Annotated in this window: 23 protein-coding genes; 11 read left to right on the top strand and 12 right to left on the bottom strand. The window is 66.5% G+C overall.

The genetic code is table 11. The features are described 5' to 3' along the window. Positions 1 to 37: 37 nt before the first annotated feature. Both LDO86_RS05080 and LDO86_RS05075 read left to right on the top strand, forming a co-directional pair. Positions 38 to 793 (top strand): hypothetical protein, encoded by a 756-nt coding sequence (locus LDO86_RS05080; RefSeq protein ID WP_224084315.1) that lies wholly within the window; start codon positions 38 to 40, stop codon positions 791 to 793. 58 nt (positions 794 to 851) lie between these two features. Next, positions 852 to 2,411: an HD domain-containing phosphohydrolase gene (locus LDO86_RS05075; protein WP_224084471.1), complete on the top strand. Its 1,560-nt coding sequence runs from the start codon at positions 852 to 854 to the stop codon at positions 2,409 to 2,411. A gap of 511 nt (positions 2,412 to 2,922) precedes the next feature. On the opposite strand, the gene LDO86_RS05070 is transcribed toward LDO86_RS05075, so the two are convergent. After that, positions 2,923 to 3,654 (bottom strand): hypothetical protein, encoded by a 732-nt coding sequence (locus LDO86_RS05070; protein WP_134165546.1) that lies wholly within the window; start codon positions 3,652 to 3,654, stop codon positions 2,923 to 2,925. Between the two features lie 198 nt (positions 3,655 to 3,852). Further along, positions 3,853 to 4,926 (bottom strand): class I SAM-dependent methyltransferase, encoded by a 1,074-nt coding sequence (locus tag LDO86_RS05065; protein ID WP_224084470.1) that lies wholly within the window; start codon positions 4,924 to 4,926, stop codon positions 3,853 to 3,855. Positions 4,927 to 5,278: 352 nt separating this feature from the next. On the opposite strand from LDO86_RS05065, the gene LDO86_RS05060 reads away from it, so the two are divergent. Both LDO86_RS05060 and LDO86_RS05055 read left to right on the top strand, forming a co-directional pair. Next, complete coding sequence (locus LDO86_RS05060; protein WP_018770505.1) at positions 5,279 to 5,695, top strand: hypothetical protein; 417 nt, start codon at positions 5,279 to 5,281, stop codon at positions 5,693 to 5,695. After that, on the top strand, positions 5,695 to 6,123 hold the full coding sequence (locus tag LDO86_RS05055) for a MarR family transcriptional regulator (RefSeq protein WP_018770506.1): 429 nt from the start codon (positions 5,695 to 5,697) through the stop codon (positions 6,121 to 6,123). Before LDO86_RS05060 ends, LDO86_RS05055 begins: the two co-directional genes overlap by 1 nt. Positions 6,124 to 6,177: 54 nt before the next feature. Here the strand turns inward: LDO86_RS05055 and LDO86_RS05050 are convergent, their stop codons facing one another. From LDO86_RS05050 to LDO86_RS05020, 7 genes are read right to left on the bottom strand one after another with little or no spacing between them, the layout of a single operon-like run. After that, entirely contained in the window at positions 6,178 to 7,281 is a 1,104-nt protein-coding gene (locus LDO86_RS05050; RefSeq protein WP_224084314.1) for an NADH:flavin oxidoreductase, read from the bottom strand. Continuing rightward, positions 7,278 to 7,616, bottom strand: coding sequence for a hypothetical protein (locus LDO86_RS05045; RefSeq protein WP_224084313.1), 339 nt, complete (start codon positions 7,614 to 7,616; stop codon positions 7,278 to 7,280). Before LDO86_RS05045 ends, LDO86_RS05050 begins: the two co-directional genes overlap by 4 nt. A 41-nt stretch (positions 7,617 to 7,657) precedes the next feature. Beyond that, positions 7,658 to 8,392 (bottom strand): SDR family NAD(P)-dependent oxidoreductase, encoded by a 735-nt coding sequence (locus LDO86_RS05040; protein WP_018770509.1) that lies wholly within the window; start codon positions 8,390 to 8,392, stop codon positions 7,658 to 7,660. Between the two features lie 20 nt (positions 8,393 to 8,412). Then, positions 8,413 to 9,180, bottom strand: coding sequence for an SDR family oxidoreductase (locus LDO86_RS05035; protein WP_144600667.1), 768 nt, complete (start codon positions 9,178 to 9,180; stop codon positions 8,413 to 8,415). After that, positions 9,167 to 10,558: an MFS transporter gene (locus LDO86_RS05030; RefSeq protein WP_144600668.1), complete on the bottom strand. Its 1,392-nt coding sequence runs from the start codon at positions 10,556 to 10,558 to the stop codon at positions 9,167 to 9,169. The genes LDO86_RS05035 and LDO86_RS05030 overlap by 14 nt, the downstream gene beginning before the upstream one ends. Next, positions 10,555 to 11,445: a polysaccharide deacetylase gene (locus LDO86_RS05025; protein ID WP_018770511.1), complete on the bottom strand. Its 891-nt coding sequence runs from the start codon at positions 11,443 to 11,445 to the stop codon at positions 10,555 to 10,557. The genes LDO86_RS05030 and LDO86_RS05025 overlap by 4 nt, the downstream gene beginning before the upstream one ends. Positions 11,446 to 11,488: 43 nt before the next feature. Continuing rightward, positions 11,489 to 12,508, bottom strand: coding sequence for an asparaginase (locus LDO86_RS05020; protein ID WP_224084312.1), 1,020 nt, complete (start codon positions 12,506 to 12,508; stop codon positions 11,489 to 11,491). A gap of 266 nt (positions 12,509 to 12,774) precedes the next feature. On the opposite strand from LDO86_RS05020, the gene LDO86_RS05015 reads away from it, so the two are divergent. Continuing rightward, entirely contained in the window at positions 12,775 to 13,830 is a 1,056-nt protein-coding gene (locus LDO86_RS05015; protein WP_224084311.1) for a LacI family DNA-binding transcriptional regulator, read from the top strand. Between the two features lie 25 nt (positions 13,831 to 13,855). On the opposite strand, the gene LDO86_RS05010 is transcribed toward LDO86_RS05015, so the two are convergent. Next, positions 13,856 to 15,301 (bottom strand): PucR family transcriptional regulator, encoded by a 1,446-nt coding sequence (locus LDO86_RS05010; RefSeq protein ID WP_224084310.1) that lies wholly within the window; start codon positions 15,299 to 15,301, stop codon positions 13,856 to 13,858. 100 nt (positions 15,302 to 15,401) lie between these two features. Between LDO86_RS05010 and pxpA the strand changes: the two genes are divergently transcribed. The 5 genes from pxpA to LDO86_RS04985 are packed head-to-tail and all read left to right on the top strand — an operon-like array spanning position 15,402 to position 19,656. Continuing rightward, the gene (gene pxpA / locus LDO86_RS05005; RefSeq protein ID WP_018770515.1) at positions 15,402 to 16,166 is read left to right on the top strand and encodes a 5-oxoprolinase subunit PxpA; all 765 of its coding nucleotides are present in this window, start codon (positions 15,402 to 15,404) and stop codon (positions 16,164 to 16,166) included. Between the two features lie 13 nt (positions 16,167 to 16,179). Further along, complete coding sequence (locus LDO86_RS05000; RefSeq protein ID WP_018770516.1) at positions 16,180 to 16,419, top strand: acetyl-CoA carboxylase; 240 nt, start codon at positions 16,180 to 16,182, stop codon at positions 16,417 to 16,419. A 9-nt stretch (positions 16,420 to 16,428) separates the two neighbouring features. Further along, entirely contained in the window at positions 16,429 to 17,778 is a 1,350-nt protein-coding gene (locus LDO86_RS04995; RefSeq protein WP_144600673.1) for an acetyl-CoA carboxylase biotin carboxylase subunit, read from the top strand. After that, on the top strand, positions 17,775 to 18,680 hold the full coding sequence (locus tag LDO86_RS04990; protein ID WP_144600674.1) for an allophanate hydrolase subunit 1: 906 nt from the start codon (positions 17,775 to 17,777) through the stop codon (positions 18,678 to 18,680). The genes LDO86_RS04995 and LDO86_RS04990 overlap by 4 nt, the downstream gene beginning before the upstream one ends. Beyond that, entirely contained in the window at positions 18,670 to 19,656 is a 987-nt protein-coding gene (locus tag LDO86_RS04985) for a biotin-dependent carboxyltransferase family protein (protein ID WP_144600675.1), read from the top strand. The genes LDO86_RS04990 and LDO86_RS04985 overlap by 11 nt, the downstream gene beginning before the upstream one ends. Before the next feature lie 67 nt (positions 19,657 to 19,723). On the opposite strand, the gene LDO86_RS04980 is transcribed toward LDO86_RS04985, so the two are convergent. Beyond that, positions 19,724 to 20,986, bottom strand: coding sequence for a hypothetical protein (locus LDO86_RS04980; protein ID WP_224084309.1), 1,263 nt, complete (start codon positions 20,984 to 20,986; stop codon positions 19,724 to 19,726). A 170-nt stretch (positions 20,987 to 21,156) separates the two neighbouring features. Between LDO86_RS04980 and LDO86_RS04975 the strand changes: the two genes are divergently transcribed. Continuing rightward, positions 21,157 to 21,624, top strand: coding sequence for a hypothetical protein (locus tag LDO86_RS04975; RefSeq protein WP_018770521.1), 468 nt, complete (start codon positions 21,157 to 21,159; stop codon positions 21,622 to 21,624). Between the two features lie 106 nt (positions 21,625 to 21,730). Here LDO86_RS04975 and LDO86_RS04970 read toward each other — a convergent pair whose 3' ends face one another. Beyond that, entirely contained in the window at positions 21,731 to 22,051 is a 321-nt protein-coding gene (locus LDO86_RS04970) for a GYD domain-containing protein (protein ID WP_018770522.1), read from the bottom strand. Positions 22,052 to 22,325: the final 274 nt, after the last annotated feature.

Genomic DNA, 22,325 nt, shown 5'->3' with positions numbered 1-22,325 from the left:
GGTCATAGTCTCGCCTCATAGAGACAAGGAGGCGGCCATGACCATCTACCAGCCGCAGTCATCAGCAGAGGCAACACCGAACGTTGCCGACCTTCCCGAGGACGCCGCCGAGCACTTCGCCGGCTACGCCGTCCTGGGGCTGCCTTTCACCAGCGGCCACTACTTGGCGTTCCGGGATTTCCCGGTGAGCTCCGTTGGCCCCGGCTACCGCTCCGTCTGGCACCGGACGCCCGGCGGCGAGTGGACCATCTACGCCAACACCGCGCCCGAGTTCAGCTGCGCCCGCTACTTCGGGGCGGCGGTCCACCATACGGTGGAGACCCACGTCGACATCCAGTGGAGCGGGCCCTTCACCGCGCTGATTACGGTGCCGGGAGTCCTCGACTGGCGCCTGCAGCTGGGCACCTCCGCGGCCACCACGATGCTGACTGCCATGGCCGTGCGGATGCCGGAAAGCCTCTGGCGGAACGAGCTGGTGCTCCGGGCCATGGGGGCATTCGCCGGCCCGCTGCTCGGCGCGGGCAGGATGAAAGTCTCGGGTGTGGTGCCTAACGGCCAGACATTCCAGGCCCAGCCACGGCAGCTGTGGCTCGTGACGGATTCCCAGGCCACCATCCGGGGGGAGGACGCGGGAGCTCCGGGCCCACTGCCGGTCCAGGACCACCTGGCGGACTTCTGGCTTCCACAGCGTGGACTTTTCGGAGCGCAGGTGGGCGTGAGGTTCCCGTCCACCGCACGATCCGCCGGACCAGGCCCCGTCCAGGCACGGACCGGGAGGAACCAGACGGCATAACAGCCGCACGCGTGGTTCCTACTGCCGCGGCCGGCGGCTTCCTAGAATGGCAGGTGTGATGCAGTCACCGGCTGCGCCGCGGCGCAGCGAAGTCCTGGCCGCGCTGTCGCTCGCCATCGACCTGGGGCTGGGGCAGCCGATGGAGCACATGCTGCGTGCGTCCCTGCTGGCGTTGCGGATCGCCGGGGCTGCGGGCGTTGACGCCGCCGGCCAGGGCAGGATCTACTACGCCAACCAGCTGGCCTGGATCGGCTGCCACGCGGATTCCTTTGAACTCGCCGCGCTGTTCACGGACGATATCGCCTTCCGTGCCGACTATTACGACCGCGACCAGCACGGCCTGCCCATGTACGCCGGCATGTTCAGCCACGCCGGCGCCGGCCTCCCGCCGCTGGCCCGCGTTGCCCGCTGGACGCGTTTCGCGGCGACCGGCAGCGGGGCGGTGCGGACCATGATTGCCTCGCACTGCGTCTCGGCCGGGGTGTTGGCCAGCAGTGTAGGGCTCGACGACGGCGTGGCAGGACTGCTCACCCACACCTTTGAGCGGTGGGACGGCAAGGGCCTGCCGGAGGGGGTGGCGGGGGCGGACATTCCATTGGAGATGCGGATCATGCACCTGGCGGATACGGCCGAGGTCTTCCTGCGGAGGGAAGGAGTGGCCGGCGCGGTGGCCATGGTGCGGGCCCGCCGCGGCAGCCAGTTCGATCCCGCACTGGCCGGGCTGTTCATCGACCAGGCCCAGGCACTCACCGAAGGACTCCTCGATGTCGACTGCTGGCAGGCGGCCCTTGACCTGGCTCCCACTGACGCTCCCCTGTCGGGCAGCCAGCTGGATACAGTGCTGCGCGCCATCGGCGACTTTGCAGACCTCAAGTCCCCCTACACGGCCGGACACTCCCGCGCGGTGGCGGCCTTGGCAGCGGCCGCGGGCGAGGAGCATGGGCTGCCGGCGGACGACGTCACGGAGCTCCGCCGCGCAGGCTGGGTGCACGACCTGGGCCGCCTGGGGGTATCCAACCAGGTGTGGGACAAGAAGGAGCCCCTCTCCGGGCTGGAGCTGGAACGTATCCGCATGCATCCGTTTCTGGGCGAGCGGATCCTCAGCCGCGTTCCCGGCCTGAAGGGCGAGGCCGCCCTCACCGGCTCACACCACGAGCGGCTGGACGGGTCCGGCTATCCACGAGGGATCGGCGGAAACGAGCTGGGGATCAAGCAGCGGATCCTGGCGGCAGCGGACTCCTACCATGCCTCCGTGGAGCCACGCCCGCACCGGCCCGCACTCACGCCGGCTGATGCGGCCGCCCGTCTCCGGCAGGAAGTTTCAGCCGGGAGGCTCGCCGCCGGAGCAGTGGAGGCCGTACTTGTGGCGGCCGGCCAGCAGCCCCGCCGTTCGCATGCCGCCGCGGCTGGGCTCACCCCGCGGGAAGTGGAAATCCTCGGCATGCTCTGCCGCGGCATGACTCCGGCCGAGATCGCGGACAGCCTCTTCCTCTCCCGGAAGACCGTCCGCAACCACGTGGAGCACATCTACACCAAGATCGGTGCAACCAACCGGGTGGGGGCCACCCTGTTTGCGATCAGGAACGGCCTGACCGAGTACGGGGCCGCACCCAATTAACGCAGGGCGGCTTCTCACGAACGTCGCAACACCAATCTGAAAGAGGTATTGGATCATGCGCAGTTCGACGCGCCGATCGCGAAGAAGGGGCCCATAGGGCTTGGTTGAGAAGCGTGCGCTCTACCAATTCAGCATCCACCCGTTCCAGCAGGATCTGCCCGCCTGCTGCGTTCGGTTAAGTTCAGCAGGCGACCAAGGTCCAGGACCAAGGTGAAGCCACGCAAGTACATTACTGATGAGCTGAAGATCGGGGACCGCCCAGCCCACACCGCCACCAGGGAGGAAGCTGGCCATTTGGTAGGTGCCCTCATCATGGGGAAAGGAAACAATTCAGCGATAGTGACGCTGGTTGAACGCACTTCGCGACTCCTCGTCGCTTATGTGCTCCGCCCGGGCCCCTGGCAGCGCGCGTCAAACGCGAACGCCAATGGCCTATTTCGTCAGTACTTCCGGAAAAGAGAAAGGCCTAAGTGCCTGGTCCGTCCGTCCCGCAAGGAGATCGCCTACCGCACTAGCTGGTCACTTGTCGGAGCTTGAACACGATCGAGTCGAAGACGGCGCGTGCCTCTCGTGTCAGCTCCGGATTGATCGATTCGTGGAATTGGACCACCCAGAACATTGCGCGTTGGCCGTGCAGGTTGACCACCCGGTAAGTTTCGCGCTCAGCGGCGCTCGAGTACCAGCGGGTGCATAGGTTCGAATATTCTGAGTGAACGCAAAACTGACCGTTGTCGCAGGCTTTGATGTCCCTGTCACCCTCGACGGAGAGATCGAACTCGACGCCGGAATAATCGCCAACCACAACCTCGACCGGAGGGGTGCTCGCCGTTGACGTCTGCGCCATCATCGCGTCGACGAATGCATTGGCCGACGGATTGACCTCGACGAGCGCGCCCTGCCACGCGCATGCGTCCGTCGGCACATGGTCGGAGTGCCACCAACCCACGAAGACCGCCATCGCATCCGGGTGATCCGGGTCGTCCTTTCGCAAGCCATCACCGTCGGCCGACCAGCCGTCCGGGACGGTGATCTCGAAATTCTCTGCGAAACTGGTGACGAGATATGTACCTGGGTCGATGTGGCCGCTGTCCGGCAACGGTGGGACCGTGGAAAACGGTGGGACCGTGCGGGCCTCCGTAGTCGGTGCCGGGGATGGCGTCTCGGCGACGGTGCACGCCGAAAGGCCGAGGCAGACAGACAAGACTGATGTCATGGAGATGAAACGGCGCAGCAGCACACGCATGGAGGCCTCCAAAGGCAACCCTTATGCTGCGGACGTTACGCCCAGCCAACACTGACGGCAAGAGGCGCCAGAAGCCAACGCTCCCCCCTTTTTTCGATAACGGGAACGGATGGCGAGTCCCGCAGCCGCCTCCGCTACGGGAGCCCGAGGTCCGTGATCGGTGTGAAAACCATCTCTTCGGTAGGATCGCCAGCGGTGCTAGCGGCTGACAAGCCGCCACAGTGACGTGACCTCGGCCGAGCGCGCCGCGAACAGGGGATCTTCGCGGTCGGAAGCTTTCGGATGCGTTGGCTTGGTGTCGAGCCGCTCCGTCACCTTCAGCCCGGCCGCTTCGACGGCGGCCAGCAGGTCCTTCCGCGACCGCAGGCCCAGGTGCTCGGCCAAGTCGGACAGGACCAGCCAGCCCTCACCGCCCGGCTCCAGATGGCCGGGGAGTTCGTTCAGGAAGCGGAACAGCATCCTGCTCCCAGGGTCGTAGACGGCGCTGTCCAGGCTGGAATGCGGCGTGGCCGGAATCCAGGGCGGGTTGCACACGATCAGCGGTGCCCGTCCGGGCGGGAACATGTCGGTCAGGACCGCCTCCGCGCGGTCCTGGACACCGAGGTTCCGGAAATTCTCAGTGGCGCAGGCGATGGCACGCGGCTCGTTGTCGGTGGCGATCACGCGGCGGACGCCGCGGCGGGCGAGGACGGCGGCGAGCACTCCGGTGCCGGTTCCGACGTCGAACGCCAGCGTATCGGAGGGCAGTGCGGCCGCCGCCACGAGATCCACGTACTCGCTGCGGGTGGGAAAGAACGTGCCGTAATGCGGGTGGATGCGGTCCTGCAGAGCATCGACGTAGACACCATTCCGCCGCCACTCGTGGGCGCCGACGGCCCCGACGAGCTCGTGCAGGGACACCACGGAAGATTCTCCAATGCCTCCGTACGCTTCCGCCGCGGCTTCCCGGATATCCGGTGCGCGGCGCAGCGGCACCACTGGGCCCGGATCGAGGGGAATCAGCAGCAGGCCCAGAATGCGTGCCCGGTGCGAGGCGGACTGCCGGTGCCGGTAGAACTGCTCGGCAGGGGTTCCGCCGGCCTTCTTTCCGGTGCCTATCCGGCGGTCCAGGGCGTTGAGGATCTGCCGCGCGTTGTGGAAGTCGCCGTGCCAGAGCATCGCGATCCCCTGTGACGCCATGCGGTACGCATCCTCGGCCGTGAGGGAGTCGTCCACCACTTCCACGCGCCCCGGTGCCGGCCTGCCGTTCGCCGAGCGCCACCGCGCGGTCATGCCGGCGCCGGCCTCAACCCAGGCCACGTATCCATCCACCGCAGCAGCGCGCGAAGGTTTGGGGTCAGCGGGTGGGATTCCCGCGGGAGCTGGGGTGTGAGTAGGGATGAAGATCCATTCCAAGATATTGGGGGCAATCGGATCCTGACGATTGCAGTGGCGGTTCGATGACGTCCAAGGCGGCGGGCCAGGATTCCAGACCGACATCCGGCAGTAAACCGGGCTTGGTCGATGGGGCGCTGAAGCCCTTGAACCTACATGTCAGGATACAGGAGCGCCACGGGTTGCCTCTGGACAGAAATAGTCTGCGCATAGATAATCTTTGCATAGACCATCTGCTGAGGAGGCCACCATGTGGGAATACGAGAACAGCATCGAAACCAGTGCCACGCCTGAGTCCATCTGGCGGCTGTGGTCCGACGTCGAGAACTGGGGCGCCTGGAACGGGGAGATCGAGAAGATCGAGATCAACGGCCCGTTCGCCGCGGGCTCGCAGATCCTGATGACGCCCCCGGGTGACGATCCGATCCCGCTGGTCATCGCCGAAGCTATTGAAAACGAACGGTTCGTGGACGAGGCCCGCTTCGGCAACCTTCTCCTAAGGACCACCCACCGCATCGACACCATCGAACCCAACCGGAACCGGGTGGTGTACCGGATGGAGCTCACCGGAAGCGGCGCAGACGAAGCCGGCCCGCAGATTGGACCCGGCATCACCGCCGACTGGCCCGAGACCATGGCCGCGCTGGTCAGGATGGCCGGCGGCTGATGCCTCTCAACCCCGGCGAAAGTCCAGGATTCCTGCTCTGGCACACCACGCTGCGCTGGCAGCGGGACATCGCGGCAGCACTCGCGCCGCTCGATCTCACCCACGTGCAGTTCGTGCTGCTCGCCTGCGCCTGGTGGCTCAATAACCAAGGTGAGCACCCGAACCAGCTGGCCCTGGCACGGCAGGCCGGCACCGACGTCAAGATGGCCTCCCAGGTCCTGCGCGCACTGGAAGCCAAGGGACTCATCGAACGGGAAGTCGATCCGGCGGACACCCGTGCCAAACGGCTGCGCGTCACCGGCGCCGGAGCCCAGCTGGCGCCGCGCGCAATCGCTGCCGTCGAACTCGCCGACGCGCAGTTCTTCCAGCCTGTGCCCGTCGACGATGCCGTGTCCCTGCTCCGGCGCCTGGCCCGGCCCGCGGGGTGAGAGCCGCGTGACGCCCAGCCGGGCGCCGGATGTCACACGGCCCATTGTTGAGACTTATGCGGGATCTTCCAGCTCCCAGTCCTTGACGTCCGCCAAAGGAGCGAACACGGCGGGGTCGAGCTCCCCGAACTCCAGGTTGTTGCGGACAAGGTGGGGCCAGTTCCGGTTGGCCAGCGCCCCCTTGCCCAGCGCCACGACATCCGCCGAGCCGTCCACCAGCATGGACACGGCGGTATCCGGATCATCAAGCTTGCCGTTGGCAATCACCGGAAGGCCCGAGTACCTCTTCGCCAGCGCAGCCAGGGTCTCCCCGGCATCCGCGAACGCGGCCTCGGTGGCGCGGTATTCGGTGGTGTGGGCAAAATCAATCCCCGTCCCGCCCAAGGTGGCGAAAATGACCTCGGCTTCCTCCACTCCCCCGCTCCACTTGTGCTCGGTGTCGCTGACCTTGGACTGGGAAATGCGGATACCAACGGTCATGTCCGGGCCAACAGCCTCGCGGACGTCCCGGCAGATTTCAGCGGCGAATCGCACCCTGTTTTCGGCTGAACCACCGTAGTGGTCGTCGCGCTGGTTCAGGTAGTCCGTGAGGAACTGATCCAGCAGGTACCCGTTGGCACCATGGATCTCCACGCCGTCGAACCCCGCCTGCTGCGCATGCAGCGCGGCCGTGACGAACCCGTCCCGGACTTCCTTCATCTGGGACAGGGTGATCGCGGAAGGAACCGGGTACGGACCTTCGCCGCGGTAGAACCCCAGCTGCTCCCCCTTGGGTGCCACCGCCGATGGCCCCACAGAGGAGGCCACAAACCTGTTACCCTGGCTCTGCGCCCCCGCATGCATCAGCTGGGCGAAGATCTTGGCACCCTCCGCATGGACGCCGTCGACCACCGTGGCCCAGGACCGGGCCTGCTCCTCCGTCGCAATGCCGGGCTGGTGATGGTAGCCCTGGCTGTGGGCGGTGTCCGGGTAGATGCCTTCCGTGATCAGCAGACCGAAGCCTCCACGTGCAAAGGTCCGGTAGTAGGACGCCATTCTGTCTGTGGCATGCCCATCCTCGGTGGCGCTGATCCGCGTCATGGGTGCCAGGGCCACCCGGTTGTCTAACTCGGTGGCACCGATCCGGATGGGTGACCAGAGCGGGGAGTAATCAGTCATGCAAAATCTCCTTGGTAGTATTCGGGGTCCGGCAGAAGACCGGCTGCCCGCGCAGGCAGGCCCGCATTGGCCGGATCAGCCGCGTATGCCTGCCGGCGGCCGTTCAGCTGGTCCAACACGGATGCATCCTTGAAGCACCCGAGCACCGCGGACCACAGTTCGTTGAGCGTCTGGCACTGCGCGGAGGCTCCGGCGGCCCCGGTCATCAGCCACCCGTCATTGAGGGCTGTCACCTTCGGAGCACCGGGGAGGCCGGCGCAGACGGCATTGACCGTCGCTGCCACGATCAGGTGTTGCCGCATGGTCCGCGCCGGGCCCAGGGCGGGGTCCGCCACGGTGGTCCTTCCGCAGGCACCGCACATGTCGCTCCCTTTCCTTAAGGCATCACATCGCCGGAGTTGGGTCCCAGCGTCTGTCCCACAAACAGGTTTCCACCCGGATCGCTGGCCAGCAGGAGAGCCGCGGGAGCCACTTCCGCGGGCGTCCCGAAGCGCCCCAACGGCAGCTCGGCGCGCTTCGCGGCCTTCCAGCTTTCCGAAATGCCTTCCACCAGCGGCGTCTCGATCGGCCCCGGGGCGATGCAGTTGACCAGCACATTGTCCGCCGCCGTTTCCAGGGCAAGCGCCTTGGAAAGGCCGACGACGCCGGCCTTGGCGGCACTGTAATGCGTCAGCCCCACACCGCCTTTGATGGCCAGCTGGGAGGCGATGTTGATGATGCGGCCCCACTTGCGTTGCCGCATCTCCCGCACCACCTCCCGGCAGCACAGGAACACACCGGTCAGGTCCACAGTGAGGGTCTCATTCCACATGTCCAGGGACATGTCCTCCAGCGGAGACTCCGTCAGCAGGCCCGCGCTGTTGACCAGGACGTCGATGCCGCCCAGCGCCTCCCGGGCCTCGGCGAAGGCCGCGCGCACGCTGGCTTCATCGGCCACGTCCACGCGGATGGCGCCGTCCTCTCCGGCCCGGTCCAGCACGGCAACACGGTCGCCGTTGGCCAGGAAGGCCTCGGCGATGGCTTTGCCGATTCCGCTGGAACCGCCGGTGACCACCACACGGCGGCCGTTCGAGGCTTGGGCGTTTCCGAAAGCATGAGTCGATGTGTTCATGGTGTCCTTTCTTTGGGCTGTCAGGCGCGCATCTTCACAGTGAGGCCGCCGTCAACCACCAGCGCCTGCCCCGTGACGTAGCGGGAATCGTCGGAGGTGAGGAAGCCGATGACGCTGGCCACTTCCTCCGGTTTGCCCACCCGGCCCCAGGGGATGTCGTTCCCGGCACGCTTCAGGCCCTCCGGTCCCAGCGAGTTCACCGGGTCGAGGGACTGCGGGGTCTCGATGAGGCCGGGGATGACGGCGTTGGCGCGGATCTGCCGCGGGCCGAGCTCTACGGCCACGCTGCGGACCAGGCCCAGCACGCCTGCCTTGGCGGCGGCATAGTGGGCGTGTTCCTCCCAGCCGTAAACCCCGCCGGCGATGGACGAGACCGCAACCAGTGCTCCGCCGTCGGTCATTCTCTCCGCCCCGGCACGCAGCGTGCGCAGCACGCCGGTGAGGTCAACGTTGAGCATGTCATGCCAGCGCTCGTCCGTCATCTCCCCCAGCGGGGAGTTGCGCAGGATTCCGGCGTTGGCGATGGCGTAGTCCAGCCGGCCGTACTCGTCCACGGCCCGCTGGGCCAGGGCGTCCACGGACGCGGTGGTGCGTACATCCACTTCGTGGATCACCGCTTCCCCGTTGGCCTCTTTGACCAGGCGGAGGGTTTCCTCTGGGTCGTGGGGGTCGCCGGGGAAGGTGCCGATGATGGACACCACCCCCTTGCGGGCGTAGTGGACGGCGAGGGCGCGGCCGATGCCGCTGGCGGCACCGGTGATGATGGCGGCCTTGTTAGGCGACGTCATGGGGGTGGTCCTCCAGGAGGGCTTCGGCGGGGGGCTTGGCGGCGATCATCAGCAGTCCGGAGAACAGGGTTCCCACGGCTCCGACCCACAGAGCGGCGGGCCCAGTTCCGGCGCCGGCTGCGGCAGCGGTGAACAGGGCGCCGCCGAGGATCACGCCGGGCTGGCTCATGGCGCCGATGAACGAGGTTCCGGTGGCCCGGCAGCTGACCGGGTAGCACTCGGCCATGAAGTACTGGATGGCCGCATACGGGCCCACCAGGAAGAACAGGCCGGCGCCGTAGGTCAGGATGATCATGAACGGGCTGGTGGCGATGGGGCTGAGCATGATGGTGAAGGAGATGCCGGAGAGGATCCAGCCGCCGATGATGGTCCGTTTGCGGCCGATCTTGTCGCCCAGCCAGCCGTGGAAGACGTAGCCGAAGTAGGCCAGCATGTTGATGACGATCAGCATCCAGAAGGCGTCCGAGAGTTCAACGCCCTTGGCGTTCTTCAGGACGGAGGAGCCGAGGATGCTGAAGATCATGATGCCGAAGAAGTTGAAGATCCAGGCCAGCGAGAAGACGATGGTGTTCCGGCGCAGGTGCGGCTCCCAGATGCGCTTGAGCGGGGCTGCCGAGGAGTGCTCGACGCCGTAAGCGTGGGCCAGGGAGTGGGCCTCCTCCGTCTTTCCGTGCTTTTCGAGCTCGGTCAGTTTGTGGTGCAGTTCGAACTGGGGAGTTTCCTTGAGCTTCTTGGCGATCACCCAGACGATCACTGCAGCGGGAATCGTGGCCATGAGGTACAGGGCGCGCCAGCCCAGGGAGGGCAGGAAAGCCAGGGCGAGTGCGCTGGCCAGCAGGAACCCCAGCGGCCATCCGCCCTGGATGAAGGAGTAGTGGAAACCGGGGCGCTTGCGCTTATCGGCCACCTCTGTGACCTGGTACACCTCGTTCATGTAGGTGGCGTTCACGGCCTGCTCGGAGAATCCGAGTCCACCGAACGAACGAATCACTACCAGCATGGCGTTGCTGAAGAAAGGCACGCCCGTAGGGATCAGTGCCGTCAGGCCGGAGACGACGGCGGTCCCACCAATGGTGGTCATCATGCCTTTGCGGCGGCCGAGCCTGTCGATGACGGGACCGATGCCGAAGCAGACGACAGCGGTGCCGACCGCGATCCACGTGTTGATGGCGTACGCCTCCGTGGCGGACCAGCCGAATTCCTGCTGCATGGCCGGCAGCAGGGTACCGAACAAGCCGTAGTCAAAGACGGCAACGGTCCACGCCAGCAAGGCAAGGACGGTTGCGGTCGTTGTGTGGCGCTTGGTAAAGACCGGGAAGCGGCGCTTCTCGTCCGGGCGGGGCTGTGACAGGTCGACAGCCGGTTCTTGGATGGTCATGACTTGTTCTCCTTACGGGGGCTGCGGGAAAGGAAGGAGTCGGCGATCTGGTCGAAGGTCAGCCAGCTGACGCCCTCATGGGAGTTGATGTGTTCGATGAGCCGCTCGAGCATGAGGAGCACCTGGGGGCGGCCGGAGACGTCCGGGTGAATGGTCATGGTGAAGACGGCCTGGTCCATTTCGCGGTAGACCCAGTCGAACTGGTCCCGCCACATTTCTTCGATGTCGCGGGGGTTGACGAACCCGTGCGAGTTCGGGGATGCCTTGATGAACATCATGGGAGGCAGGTCATCTAGGTACCAGTTGGCCGGGATTTCCACCAGGTCCGTTTCCTGCCCGCGCACCAGGGGCTCCATCCATGTCTGGGCGTCCTTGGTGTAGTCGATCTTCTTCCACGAGTCCCCGACCCGGACGTAGTACGGCTCGAAGTCCCGGTGCATCAGGGAGTGGTCGTACTTGATGCCGCGCTCCAGGAGGATCTCGTTGGTGACAGGCGAGAACTCCCACCACGGTGCAACGTAGCCGGTGGGCCGGCGGCCGGATACCTTTTCGATCAGTTCAATCGCGCGGTCCAGGATGGCGGTCTCCTGCTCCCGGGTCATGGCGATCGGGTTTTCGTGCGAATATCCGTGCACGCCGATCTCGTGCCCGGCGTCCACGATCATCTGGGTCAGTTCGGGGAAGGTTTCGATGGAGTGGCCCGGCACGAACCAGGTGGCCGGGAGGTTGTATTTCTGGAACAACCGGATCAGCCGGGGGCCGCCGACTTCACCGCTGAACAGGCCGCGGCTGATGTCGCACGGGGAGTCCTCTCCTCCGTAGGAGCCGAGCATGCCTGCCACTGCGTCTACGTCCACGCCGAAGGCGACTTGAATGTCCTTAGCCATGAGATTTTCCTTTCAATTCGTTCAAACCGGGATGTTCTGGGTGTCAGGCGGAGGGTTCAGGGGGCCTCCCTCGTTGGGCAAAAATTTGGGTAATCCGGTCCCTGTCAGGATTGATCCTGAGTAGGAGGCTGAGCAGGATCAGCGACTGTGACGGCCGGAGGTGGCCGGAGCTGATGGCACCGGCAACGCGCAGGTCTTCGCCACCGCCGCCGGCCCCGTAGATGGGCACCACCGGTCCCGCGTCCACGCGGGTGCTGGTGACCACCACGGCGCCGGACGCGACGGCGGCGGCCACCTCTGCGCAGAGGCTGGCGTTTGCATTGCCGCTTCCGGTTCCTTGCAGGACGATGCCTTCCGCTCCTGCTTCAAGGGCGGCGTGCATCAGGGTGGAATCGGCGCCGGGATAGGCGGCAACCAGGTCCACCCGCGGGGAGCCGCCGCCCGGCTGGGGCAGGGGCAGGGCGTCGAACCTGCCGCCGCTGCCGTCCATGGCAACTTCTCCCTGGGCTGATACCTGGCCAAGTACCCCGAAATCGGGGTTCGCAAAGGCATTCAGCCGGAGAGTTTGGCTTTTCCGCACGCCGGCGGCCGGGAAGATGGTGCCCGCAAAGTGGACCATGACGCCTTTACCCCGCCCGTCCTTCGAACCGGCGACGGCGATGGCCCGGGCCAGGTTGTCCGGCCCGTCGGGAGCGTCGGAGTCGGCGGCCCGCTGCGAGCCGGTGAAGACCACCGGCCGCTCGTCCGTGTGCGTCAGGTCCGCGAGGTAGGCGGTCTCCTCCATGGTGTCGGTGCCGTGGGTGACCACCACGCCCAGGACGCTGGGGTCCTTAAGGACGTCCTGGATGGTGGCGCAGATCCTCAGCATGTCGTCGAACGTCAGGAGGTAGGACCCCTTCTGGAACACGTCCAGCACCCGGACGGGGTGAGAGACACGCGAGCCGAGGGCTTTGAACACCTGCTCGCCGGTATCGGAGGCGACCGCGCCGCCGGCCTCGGAAGAACGCGACGAGATGGTGCCTCCAGTAGCCAGCAGCACGACGTGGGAGTCGGTAACAGTCATTTCAGCTCCGGATGTTTGCTGCGCGGTCCGCAACCCAATCGATTGGGTGATCGTCCACGAAAAAGGGGAGATGCCTGGAAACGGGGGCGGCGCCTGGGGGTGGGGGCACCGGAAAATTTTTTGTGGGTGATCTACCCAAACGTTTGGGTAGCGTTGATGAACGACTATAGGATGTGAAGCGGGTCACGTCAAGGGCTGCCTTGGCGCCCTTCCGGACAGCCCGGGCAGACCTGGGCTACAGTGGCCCCGGTGGGCAGGAGAGGGACATGAAAGAAAAGGCCGACGGCAGCGGAACGGTCACGCTGAAGGATTTGGCCAGGGAGCTGGGCGTCCATCCGTCCACTGTCTCCAGGGTCCTGCATTCCGGTTCCGACGTGGCCAAGGGAGCGGCCTCGGCCGCCACCGCCGAACGCGTCCGTGAACTGGCCCGCAAGCTGGGCTACTCCCCCGACCCGCAGGCCGCCAGCCTCCGCACGCGGCGGACCAAACTGCTGGGCGTCATCGTCCCCCGGCTTTCGGACCTGGTCCTGGCCATCATGTACGAGGGCATCGACGAGGCCTCAGCCGAGGTGGGGTATTCCGCGTTCGTCATGAACTCCCGCGATGACCCGGACGAACAACGGCGGAAGATCGACCTCATGCTGGCGCGGCGGGTGGACGGCCTCATCATTGGCGACGCCCATCTCGACGGCGGCCTCCTGCAGGAACTGACGGACCGGAAGGTCCCGTTCGTGCTGATTAACCGCCGGGTGACGGGCTACCCGTCCGCCACCTGCGACGACGTCGTGGGCGGCGAACTCGTCGCCAGCCACCTGTGGGAGATGGGCCACCGGCAGGTGGCGGTCATTGCCGGCGAGCCCTACGCAAGCACCGCCGTCGACCGCACAGCAGGCTTCCTGGACCGGTGGCGGTCCCTGGGCGGCACCATTTCCGACGACGACGTGGTGTGGTCCAGGTTCGATACCGCCGGCGGCCGGGAGGCCGGGGAAAAGATCCTCGCCAGCGGCCGGCCGCGCCCCACCGCCATCTTCGCGGTTAACGATTTCGCCGCCATCGGCGCGATGGGAGCCCTCCGCGCCCGCGGCCTCACCGTAGGACAGGACGTGGCCGTGGTGGGCTACAACGACACCTCCCTGGCCGCCGAACTTCCCATTCCGCTGACCTCGGTCCACTCCCCCATGGCGGACATTGGACGGACGGCGGTGCAGCTCATCCAGGCCGTGCTCAGGGGCGAAAAGCCCGACCCCGTACAACTGGAACCCACCCTGTACGTCCGCGAAAGCAGCGCCGCCAGGGCGGCCGCCGAGATGGCCGCCAACTAGGTTTCAGTGATTCAGGGTTCGCGGACTAGGTGCCGGCGGCGACGATCCGCAGTGCCAGCAGGCAGGTGGCCCGCACTTCGCCGTCAGCGAGGTCAACCCGCAGAAGCTCCTCGATCTTGCGCAACCTGTATGTCAGGGTGTTGCGGTGGATGAAGAGCTCACTGCAGGTTTCGCGGGTATTCCCGCTGTACCGCAGGTACGCGTCAAGCGTTTCGCGCAAGGCCGTGCCGCCGTCGGACATCAACGGCGCCAGGAGGCGCCGGGACATCGCCACCAGCCCGGCGCCAGGCAGGCCCTCCACCACACCGGCCAGGTCAGCGACCGGCGCCCGATGGAGCCCCGGCTCACCCATCCGGCGGCGGGCCAGCTGCAGCACCAGCGGAAGTTCGTCCAGGTTCCCGCACCCAGAGACGACGGCGGACAATTCCGGCGCCTCCTGGAAAGACTTTTGGACGGCTTCCATGAGCTCCATCCCCGCTTCCCGGCGCTGCACCAGGACCGTGGTGAGCCCGGCTTCCTCCATGAACCGCACGGTCCCAAATTCGGCCTGCAGACCCACCCGGACCCGCCAGGCGATGGTCCGCAGCTTGGCCGGCGCAACTTCCCCTGCGCCGCCGATCAGCACGGAGCCCCACGCCCCGTCCGGCTCGAACCCGGCCTCCGCGGCGTAGCGCCGCAAGGCCGGGGCCGGTGTCCCCCTGGCCTCGTAGAGCGCCTCGATGAACCGGGCGGCTTCCCGTGAATGCAGGGGCGACCGGGACCCAAGGGTGTAGCTCAGCTGCATGGCGATCACCGCAGCCACCGGGCCCAACAGCGGCTGGAGCACCAGGCTGCTCTTGATTCCTTCGATGGCCAGCCTGAACCGGAGGATTCCGCCGCTGGGCAGGCTCAGGGTGGTCCGTGCCGTTCCGCCCGCGGCCGTTCCTGCCGACATGAGTTCAAACCCATTGTGGTCAAGGACCGCCACGCGCGCCCGGATGGTGGTGGCCACCCGTTCCAGGACCTGCGCCAGCGAATGGCCACCCGCCGCCAGCCTGGTGCACTCGTCCGCCAGGTCCCACCCGGCGCGCAGTTCGGCATAGCGTTCGGCGGCGATGAGCTGGTCCACGTGCCGCATCACCTGGACAAACGGCACTTCGGGAGGAAGCTCAAGCAGTGGAAGGCCATGGGCTTCGCAGGCCTTCACCAGTCCCGGCGGCAGTTCACGGTGCGCTGCGCCGAGGCCGAAAACCAGACCCGAAACGGGAACGGACATCAGGCGCTCCACGTACGCATCCCAGATGCGGTAGTCCCTGACGTTCAGGCCCATCCCGTTGGTGAGCAACAGCGCGTTGACGCTGAGGAACGGCGTGGGGTCCATGTGCTCCGTGGGAGCGCACCATGCAATGGGCCGGGCCAGGCGTCCGGGGCTGCCCGGCACGGCAAGGCGGATGTTCAGCGCAGCATCCGCCACGAGATCGGCAACACGCATGGCAACCCCTCCTTGTTAGTGCAAGAAGCATAATCCGGGTGGCCACATTCGGCGATCCGCCCAGTTCCTGCAGGCTCGCCCTCTCTGTACCGTTGCCTGCATGCAAAAAAACGTGACGGAAACCACGCCTGCCCAGGTGCTGCTGAATTCGGACATGGGTGAAGGCTTCGGCCTGCACGAGTTCGGCAACGACGCCGCGCTCATGGAAATCATCGACGTCGCCAACGTCGCCTGCGGCTACCACGCCGGGGACCCGGACGTCATGAACCGGACGGTGGCCCTTGCCGCCGAACACGGGGTGGCCGTGGGCGCCCATCCCGGGCTCCCCGATCCCATGGGGTTCGGCCGCCGCCGCATGGTGCTCACCCCGGAGGAGGTCGAGTCGATCATCCTGTACCAGACCGGGGCGCTGACCGCCTTCCTGGCCAAGAACGGGCTGTCCCTGAACCACATCAAACCCCACGGCGCGCTCTATGGCATGCTCGCCGGAGACGAAGGCCTTATGCAGGCGGCGGCCGGAACAGCCAAACAGTTCGGCGTTCCGTTCTACGGCCTGGCGGGGACCGCCCATGAATCCGTGTGCCGCGCCATGGGCGTGGACTTCGTTGCGGAACTCTATGTGGACCTCAATTACGGCCCCGGCGGCGAGCTCCTCATCCAGCGACGGCCCGCGCCCACCGACCCGGACGCCGCCGCGGAACGCGTCAGCCGGGCGGTGGCTGGCGAACCCGTGACCGCCGTCGACGGCACTCCCCTGAACATCGCCTTCCAGAGCATCTGCGTTCACTCGGATGCACCCAACGCCGTCGCCGTGGCCTCCGCCGTGCGCAAGGCACTCGACTCATCCCGATCCGCCCACTCCTGAAAGCGAGCAGCACATGGCCACCATCGTTTCACCCCTTCCCGGAGTCTTCTACCGCAAGCCCGGGCCGGGCAAACCCCCCTTTGCCAACGAAGGCGACACCATCGAAGTCGGCCAGACCATCGGCATCGTGGAAATCATGAAGCAGTTCACCGAGATCCAGTCCGACGTCGCCGGGACCCTGGAATCCTTTGAAGTCAACGAAGGCGACATGGTCAACCCGGGCGACTCGATCGTCGTCATCCGGGAAGGATAAAGGCAGCCCATGAAACTGTTTATCGCAAACCGCGGCGAGATCGCCGTGCGGATCGCCAGGACTGCCCGCGACATGGGCATCGAAACCGTCCTGGGGGTCAGCGAGCCCGACGCGGAATCACTGGCAGCCCGGACAGCCGACCACTACGTGGTGGTGGGCCCGGCCCAGGCAACCGCCAGCTACCTGAACCAGGACGCCCTGGTCGCTGCGGCCCTCGAGCAGGGGTGCGACGCCGTCCACCCGGGCTACGGTTTCCTGTCGGAGAACGCCGACTTCGCCAGGAGGGTGGCAGAGGCCGGCCTCACCTGGGTGGGCCCCACCGCGGACACCATCTCCATGATGGGCAACAAATCCCTGGCCCGGGAAGCGGCAGCCAACGCCGGCGTCCCCGTGCTCAAGGGGTCTGACGGCCCCTTGGATCCGGAGGCGGACGCCGTCGACATTGCGCGTTCGATTGGGTACCCGCTGGTGGTGAAGGCCTCCGCCGGCGGTGGCGGCCGGGGCATCCGGTTCGTGCATGACGAGAGCGATCTGCTGGAAACCATCGAGATGGCCAGGGGCGAGGCCGCCGCCATCTTCGGCGACCCCACCGTCTACCTGGAACGGTTCGTGGAGCATGCCCGCCATGTGGAGGTGCAGGTCCTGGGCGACGGGACCAACTTCATCCACCTCGGCGACCGCGACTGTTCCATGCAGCGCCGTTCGCAGAAGGTACTGGAGGAAGCCCCTGCACCCAACCTCCCGGACGCCGTCCGGGCCACCATCCGGGAGTCCTCCGTGGCCCTTGCCCGCCAGTGCGGGTACCACGGGGCGGGGACGGTGGAGTTCCTGTACGACCCCGGGAACCATGAGGCCGCATTCATTGAGATGAACACCCGCATCCAGGTGGAGCACCCCATCACCGAGCAAATCACCGGCGTGGACCTGGTCCGCGAGCAGCTCCTGATTGCCTCCACCGGATCCATGTCCATCTCCCAGGACGACGTGCACTTCAGCGGCCACGCCATCGAATGCCGCATCAACGCGGAAGACCCCAGCCACCACTTCTTCCCCAGCCCGGGAACCATCCGGTCCCTGGACTGGCCATCGGGTGATGGCATCCGCGTGGACACCGGGGTGGAAGCAGGTTCGGTGGTGAGCCCTTACTACGACTCCCTCCTGGCCAAGCTGGCCGTCCACGCCGCGGACCGGGACGCCGCCATCGCGGCCACCTTGGCGGCGCTGGAGGCAACACACATTGAAGGGGTCAAGACCACCGTCCCCGTCCACCTGGCGCTGCTGGCGCGGCCTGAATTCGCCGAAGTCAGCCACCACTCCAAGTTCATTGAAACCGCAGCCGACCTCATGGGGGCAAAATGACCACCGAAGCCGCCATCCTCCCGGGTGCGCGCTACACCTGGGGCGGGGACGAATTCCTGTTCGTGGAAGTCTCCGAAGCGATGAGCCTGCCCGCGAACTTCAAGGTGATGTCCATCGCCGGCAGGTTATCCGACGCCGCGCTTCCGGGAATCGTTGACATCTGCCCGGCCAACGCATCCCTGCTAGTGCGGTTCGACCCCGACGTCCTACCTCCGGAACAGCTGGAAACTGCTGTGCGCGACATCGAGCGGGACCTGACGTCCCACCAGGAACGGGCACTGGAGACCCGGATCGTCGAGGTTCCGGTCTGGTACGAGGACCCCTTCACCGCGGAAGTGGCCCAGCGGTTCCGTGAAGGGTTCCACCAGGAGCCTGCAGGCAGCGACATCGATTACGCGGCTAAGGTCAACCACCTCAAGGATGCTACGGAGTTCATCCAGCGGCACCACGAACAGCCGTGGCTGGTGTCCATGGTGGGCTTCGTGGCCGGACTGCCGTTCCTGTTCCAGCTGGTGGACCGCGAGAAGCAGCTGGAGGTGCCCAAGTACCTGAGCCCGCGGACCGACACCCCCAAGCTGACCGTGGGGCACGGCGGATGCTTCGGCTGCATCTATTCGGTCCGGGGCGCCGGCGGGTACCAGATGTTCGGAGTGGCCGCCGCCCCCATCTTCGACCCCGGCCAGGCCTTGGCGGACTTCAAGGACTTCATGGTGTTCTTCCGCCCCGGGGACATCGTAAAGTTCAAACCGGTCACGGAGGCGGAATACAACACCATCCAGGCGGAGATCTCCGCTGGCACCTTCCGCTACCGCCAGGCACCGGTGACGTTCGACCTGTCCAGGGCGCTGGCCGACCCGGAAGGCTACAACCGTGAACTCATGGAGGCCCTCAATGGCATTTGAAATCGGAAACCCGGGCCTGGCCACCACGGTCCAGGACCAGGGGCGAACGGGCCACTACAACGTGGGCATACCGCAAAGCGGTTCCATGGACCAGTACTCCACCGAACTGGGAAACGCCCTGGTGGGAAACACGGCACGGGAAGCGGTCCTTGAGTGCACCTACCTGGGCCCGGTGCTGACCACCGACAGCGACGCCGTCATCGCCGTCACCGGCGCTCCTGTGGAGGTGAAGGTCAACGGGGAGCCGCGGCCGCAGTGGAGCCGCCTGCTGCTGAAGGCCGGGGACCAGCTTTCCTTCGGCGTGATCCAGGGCGGCACCCGCTACTACATCGCCGTCCAGGGCGGCATCGACGTCCCGGAGGTGTTGGGCAGCCGGTCCACGTACAGCCTGGGCGGGATCGGCGGGTTCAAGGGCCGCAAGCTCGAGGCGGGCGACGTTGTCCCCGTGGGCGCTCCCCTCAACGGCGGAAGCCTCCCCCAGGCCGAAAGCGTCCCGGATGAATACCGGCCCGTTTTCGCCAAGGAGCAGGAAGTCCGGATCGTGCTGGGGTTGTACGACCACCGCCTGACCGACGAAGGCCTGGGCAATCTCCTCCACGAGGAGTGGAAAGTGACTCCCGTGGCCGACCGGATGGGTCTTCGCTACTCCGGACCTGGGGTGAAATGGAAAGAGCGCGAACAGCCGTTCGGCGCCGGCTCGGACCCTTCCAACATCGTGGACGCGGGGTATGCCGTGGGATCCATCCAGATTCCCGGCGGCACCCAGCCGATCATCCTGCACCGCGATGCCGTCTCCGGCGGCGGCTACGCGATGGTGGGCACCGTGATCAGCGCCGACATGGATCTGGTTGCCAGGGCGGCTCCCGGAACGGCGACCCGTTTTGTGCCCGTCAGCCTTGCGGATGCTTTGGAGGCGCGCCGCGATCTTGCTGAACGCCGCAATAAGGCGTGGGCGGCGCTGGGCGCCAGCCGCTGACATGTGGAGGCGGGCCCCAACAATATGGGACCCGCCTCTGCCCGGCGCATCAGCCGGAGCGCTTGGGCTAGTCCAGCGCCCACACCTCGGCGCCGTCAGCCCCGCTGACCTTCCGGCGGCGGCGCAGCACCACAACAAGCAAGACGGCGCCGCCCAGGAACAAAGCGCCCGCTCCGGCGGCGACGGCCGGAACTGCCACATCGAAGGATCCCTGGGCGATGTCGGCACCTTCTGACCCGGCACCTTCCGACCCGGCACCATCTGACCCGGCACCATCTGATGCGCCGCCGTCGGCTGCTGCTGCCGGCTCTCCCCCACCCGTGGTGGGCGCCGCTCCGGTGGCCTGTCCGCCGTCGAGAACGGTCAGTGACCTGCCTTTCCTGTTGACCACCACCACGGACCCGTCGCTCCGCTGCACCATCCGGGCAGGATCGTCCCCGGTGGCGATGGTACGCGCGGCAGCCGCCGCCCCGGCGGGAATGACGGACACGGTATCGTCCAGGCTGTTGGTCACGTACACGGTCCCGTCGGCAGCGGCCAGCACCTCCTGAGGCGCAGTGCCCACGGGAATCCGCCGCTCCACCGTTGTGCCGCCGGGCTCGATCACCGCAACATCGTTGGTGAGGATGTTGGCCACATAGACGGTCCCGTCCGGCGCCGCGGCGATCCCGTGCGGCTCGGCCCTGGCACCCACATCAATCGTGTGCGACGGCCACGGCGCACCGGCCGGAACCACGGTGACGGTGCCGGCCAGCTGGTTGGTGGCATAGGCCGTCCCGTCCCTGGCCAGTGCGACCTTCACCGGATACGGCCCGGCCTGGATGATCCGCTGCACCCACGCATCGCCCGGCTTCACCACCGACACCGAGTTCTGGTCCGAATTGACCACGTAGAGCGATCCCTCCGGCCCCACGGCCAGCCACCGCGTGCCGGCAGGAACCTTCATCACCAGCGAGACTTCGTCCGTGCCCGGTGCCACCACGCCGATTTCTGACTGCGCACCATCGCTCTGCGCCACGTACAGCGTCCCGTCCGGCGTTACGGCCAGCGAGGCGGGGAAGTGCCCGGTGGTGATGGTGCGGGACGGCACCGTCTCCCCCGGCCTGTAGACGTTGACGCTGCCCGCCCAGTTGTAGTCGCTGACGTACAGCGTGCCGTCCGGGCCGGACGCAATACCCAGCGGCTGGCCGACGGCGCCAATCACCTTCGGATCGGCCGCGGACGCGGGGGCGGCTACGACGGCGGATCCCAGCATGAGCGAAGCGCTGGCCAGCAGTGCCGTCCCGGCAGAAAAGGCCGCGCCTGCGGCACGGCGGAGCGGCAGATGCATCACGGTGTTCCCCCAAACGTATTGCCGACCCCCGCGGCAATCCTCCGATCCTACCTGCGGTCCACACCGTGGGCGCTCCGCTGGTCGCAGAAGTCTTTGGCACCGCGGAATAGCCCCACCTGCCGTGGTGCGCGTACGCGCACGCTGCCAAAAGGGCGCATAGTTAGAAGATGACAGGTCCTTACACCCGGGGTGACTCCTACAGCAGCGAGGTTTCCCGGAAACACATCAGGCAGGCGCTCGAGAACTACGGGGCAACGGACATCATCTTCAGCCAGCGGGGAAGCCTGGGCGCCGTCGCCTTCAAGGGCGATGGCAGGCAGTTCCGGATCGTCATGCAGTTGCTGCAGTCAGAAGGCGCCCTGGCCATCCGCGGGGACATCGCGGACAGCCGGCTCCACGAAGCGAACGCCAAGGTCCTGGAACGCGTCAACCGCAAATCCTGGCATGCCCTGGCGCTGGCCATCGACGCCAAACTCGGGGCGGCGGCAGCCGGCATTGCCACGCTTGAATCGGAATTCCTGGCCCATGTGGTTCTCCCCGGAAACCACACCGTGCTCGACGAACTCGAACCCATCATCGACTCCGCCTACCGCTCCGGCCAGCGTCCCTCCTTCGGCCATCCGGCCCTGCCCTAGGCCCCACACTGCACGCTGGCACGCCCAAGCTGGGTGGAACGCCCAAGCCGGCGGGCCGCCGTCGTAAATTCCCCGACGCCGGCCCACTGCAAAGCTGCAAACCCGCCTATTGTCCCGGGGCCCGGTACGACGGCGTCTTCTTGGCTGCTTCGTCCAGGTCTTCCACGGTGAGGAGCGGCTTCAGGCGGACGTTGACGTTCCCGGTCGAATTGATCAGCAGCGACAGTGCCGCGGCACTTGCATCGTCCGGCGCCTCGAACACGCCAAGGACGTCATAGTAGCCAAACGCGTAATAAAAGCTCTCCAGCGAGCCGCCCACGGACTTCAAGGCCTCCGCCAGGGCATCACGCCGCTTGGTACCGCCTTCCTGCATCAGCCCCTTGATCCCCTGGCCCACGTACGTTGCTTCAAACAAATACTTCGGCATGGTCTTTCCTCCCTGGCATGTGCATGCGACGGCGCCACATTCCGCGGATTACGGATGTCCGGCCCCGACAAGGCCGAAAGTATGCCTCCGGCTACAGGCAGTCAATACGCGGGGATACCTAATGGCGGGCGCCGTGGCAACACCGCGATTAGGGGTATGCGGACGCTTCCGGAAGGCCGTTAGGCCCTAGCTGGGTCCCGGCGCCGCGGCACAGGCTGGAACATGTCAATTGCAGGAGGACGGCTCCCGGGACGCAGGCGGGTGTGCCGTCTGA

This window comes from Arthrobacter sp. StoSoilB19, assembly GCF_019977275.1.
Taxonomy (GTDB): domain Bacteria; phylum Actinomycetota; class Actinomycetes; order Actinomycetales; family Micrococcaceae; genus Arthrobacter.
Note: the sequence above shows the minus strand (reverse complement) of the source record. Positions and strands in the feature narration are given on the sequence as shown.

Coding starts and splice junctions, on each gene's coding strand:
- LDO86_RS05060 (WP_018770505.1), top strand. CDS start 5,279: ATGTGGGAATACGAGAACAGCATCGAAACCAGTGCCACGCCTGAGTCC.
- LDO86_RS05030 (WP_144600668.1), bottom strand. CDS start 10,558: ATGACCATCCAAGAACCGGCTGTCGACCTGTCACAGCCCCGCCCGGAC.
- LDO86_RS04970 (WP_018770522.1), bottom strand. CDS start 22,051: ATGCCGAAGTATTTGTTTGAAGCAACGTACGTGGGCCAGGGGATCAAG.
- LDO86_RS05070 (WP_134165546.1), bottom strand. CDS start 3,654: ATGCGTGTGCTGCTGCGCCGTTTCATCTCCATGACATCAGTCTTGTCT.
- LDO86_RS05010 (WP_224084310.1), bottom strand. CDS start 15,301: ATGCGTGTTGCCGATCTCGTGGCGGATGCTGCGCTGAACATCCGCCTT.
- LDO86_RS05015 (WP_224084311.1), top strand. CDS start 12,775: ATGAAAGAAAAGGCCGACGGCAGCGGAACGGTCACGCTGAAGGATTTG.
- LDO86_RS05025 (WP_018770511.1), bottom strand. CDS start 11,445: ATGGCTAAGGACATTCAAGTCGCCTTCGGCGTGGACGTAGACGCAGTG.
- LDO86_RS05075 (WP_224084471.1), top strand. CDS start 852: ATGCAGTCACCGGCTGCGCCGCGGCGCAGCGAAGTCCTGGCCGCGCTG.
- LDO86_RS04995 (WP_144600673.1), top strand. CDS start 16,429: ATGAAACTGTTTATCGCAAACCGCGGCGAGATCGCCGTGCGGATCGCC.
- pxpA (WP_018770515.1), top strand. CDS start 15,402: ATGCAAAAAAACGTGACGGAAACCACGCCTGCCCAGGTGCTGCTGAAT.
- LDO86_RS05020 (WP_224084312.1), bottom strand. CDS start 12,508: ATGACTGTTACCGACTCCCACGTCGTGCTGCTGGCTACTGGAGGCACC.
- LDO86_RS05040 (WP_018770509.1), bottom strand. CDS start 8,392: ATGAACACATCGACTCATGCTTTCGGAAACGCCCAAGCCTCGAACGGC.
- LDO86_RS04985 (WP_144600675.1), top strand. CDS start 18,670: ATGGCATTTGAAATCGGAAACCCGGGCCTGGCCACCACGGTCCAGGAC.
- LDO86_RS05080 (WP_224084315.1), top strand. CDS start 38: ATGACCATCTACCAGCCGCAGTCATCAGCAGAGGCAACACCGAACGTT.
- LDO86_RS05050 (WP_224084314.1), bottom strand. CDS start 7,281: ATGACTGATTACTCCCCGCTCTGGTCACCCATCCGGATCGGTGCCACC.
- LDO86_RS05065 (WP_224084470.1), bottom strand. CDS start 4,926: ATGACCGCGCGGTGGCGCTCGGCGAACGGCAGGCCGGCACCGGGGCGC.
- LDO86_RS04975 (WP_018770521.1), top strand. CDS start 21,157: ATGACAGGTCCTTACACCCGGGGTGACTCCTACAGCAGCGAGGTTTCC.
- LDO86_RS04990 (WP_144600674.1), top strand. CDS start 17,775: ATGACCACCGAAGCCGCCATCCTCCCGGGTGCGCGCTACACCTGGGGC.
- LDO86_RS04980 (WP_224084309.1), bottom strand. CDS start 20,986: ATGCATCTGCCGCTCCGCCGTGCCGCAGGCGCGGCCTTTTCTGCCGGG.
- LDO86_RS05035 (WP_144600667.1), bottom strand. CDS start 9,180: ATGACGTCGCCTAACAAGGCCGCCATCATCACCGGTGCCGCCAGCGGC.
- LDO86_RS05000 (WP_018770516.1), top strand. CDS start 16,180: ATGGCCACCATCGTTTCACCCCTTCCCGGAGTCTTCTACCGCAAGCCC.
- LDO86_RS05055 (WP_018770506.1), top strand. CDS start 5,695: ATGCCTCTCAACCCCGGCGAAAGTCCAGGATTCCTGCTCTGGCACACC.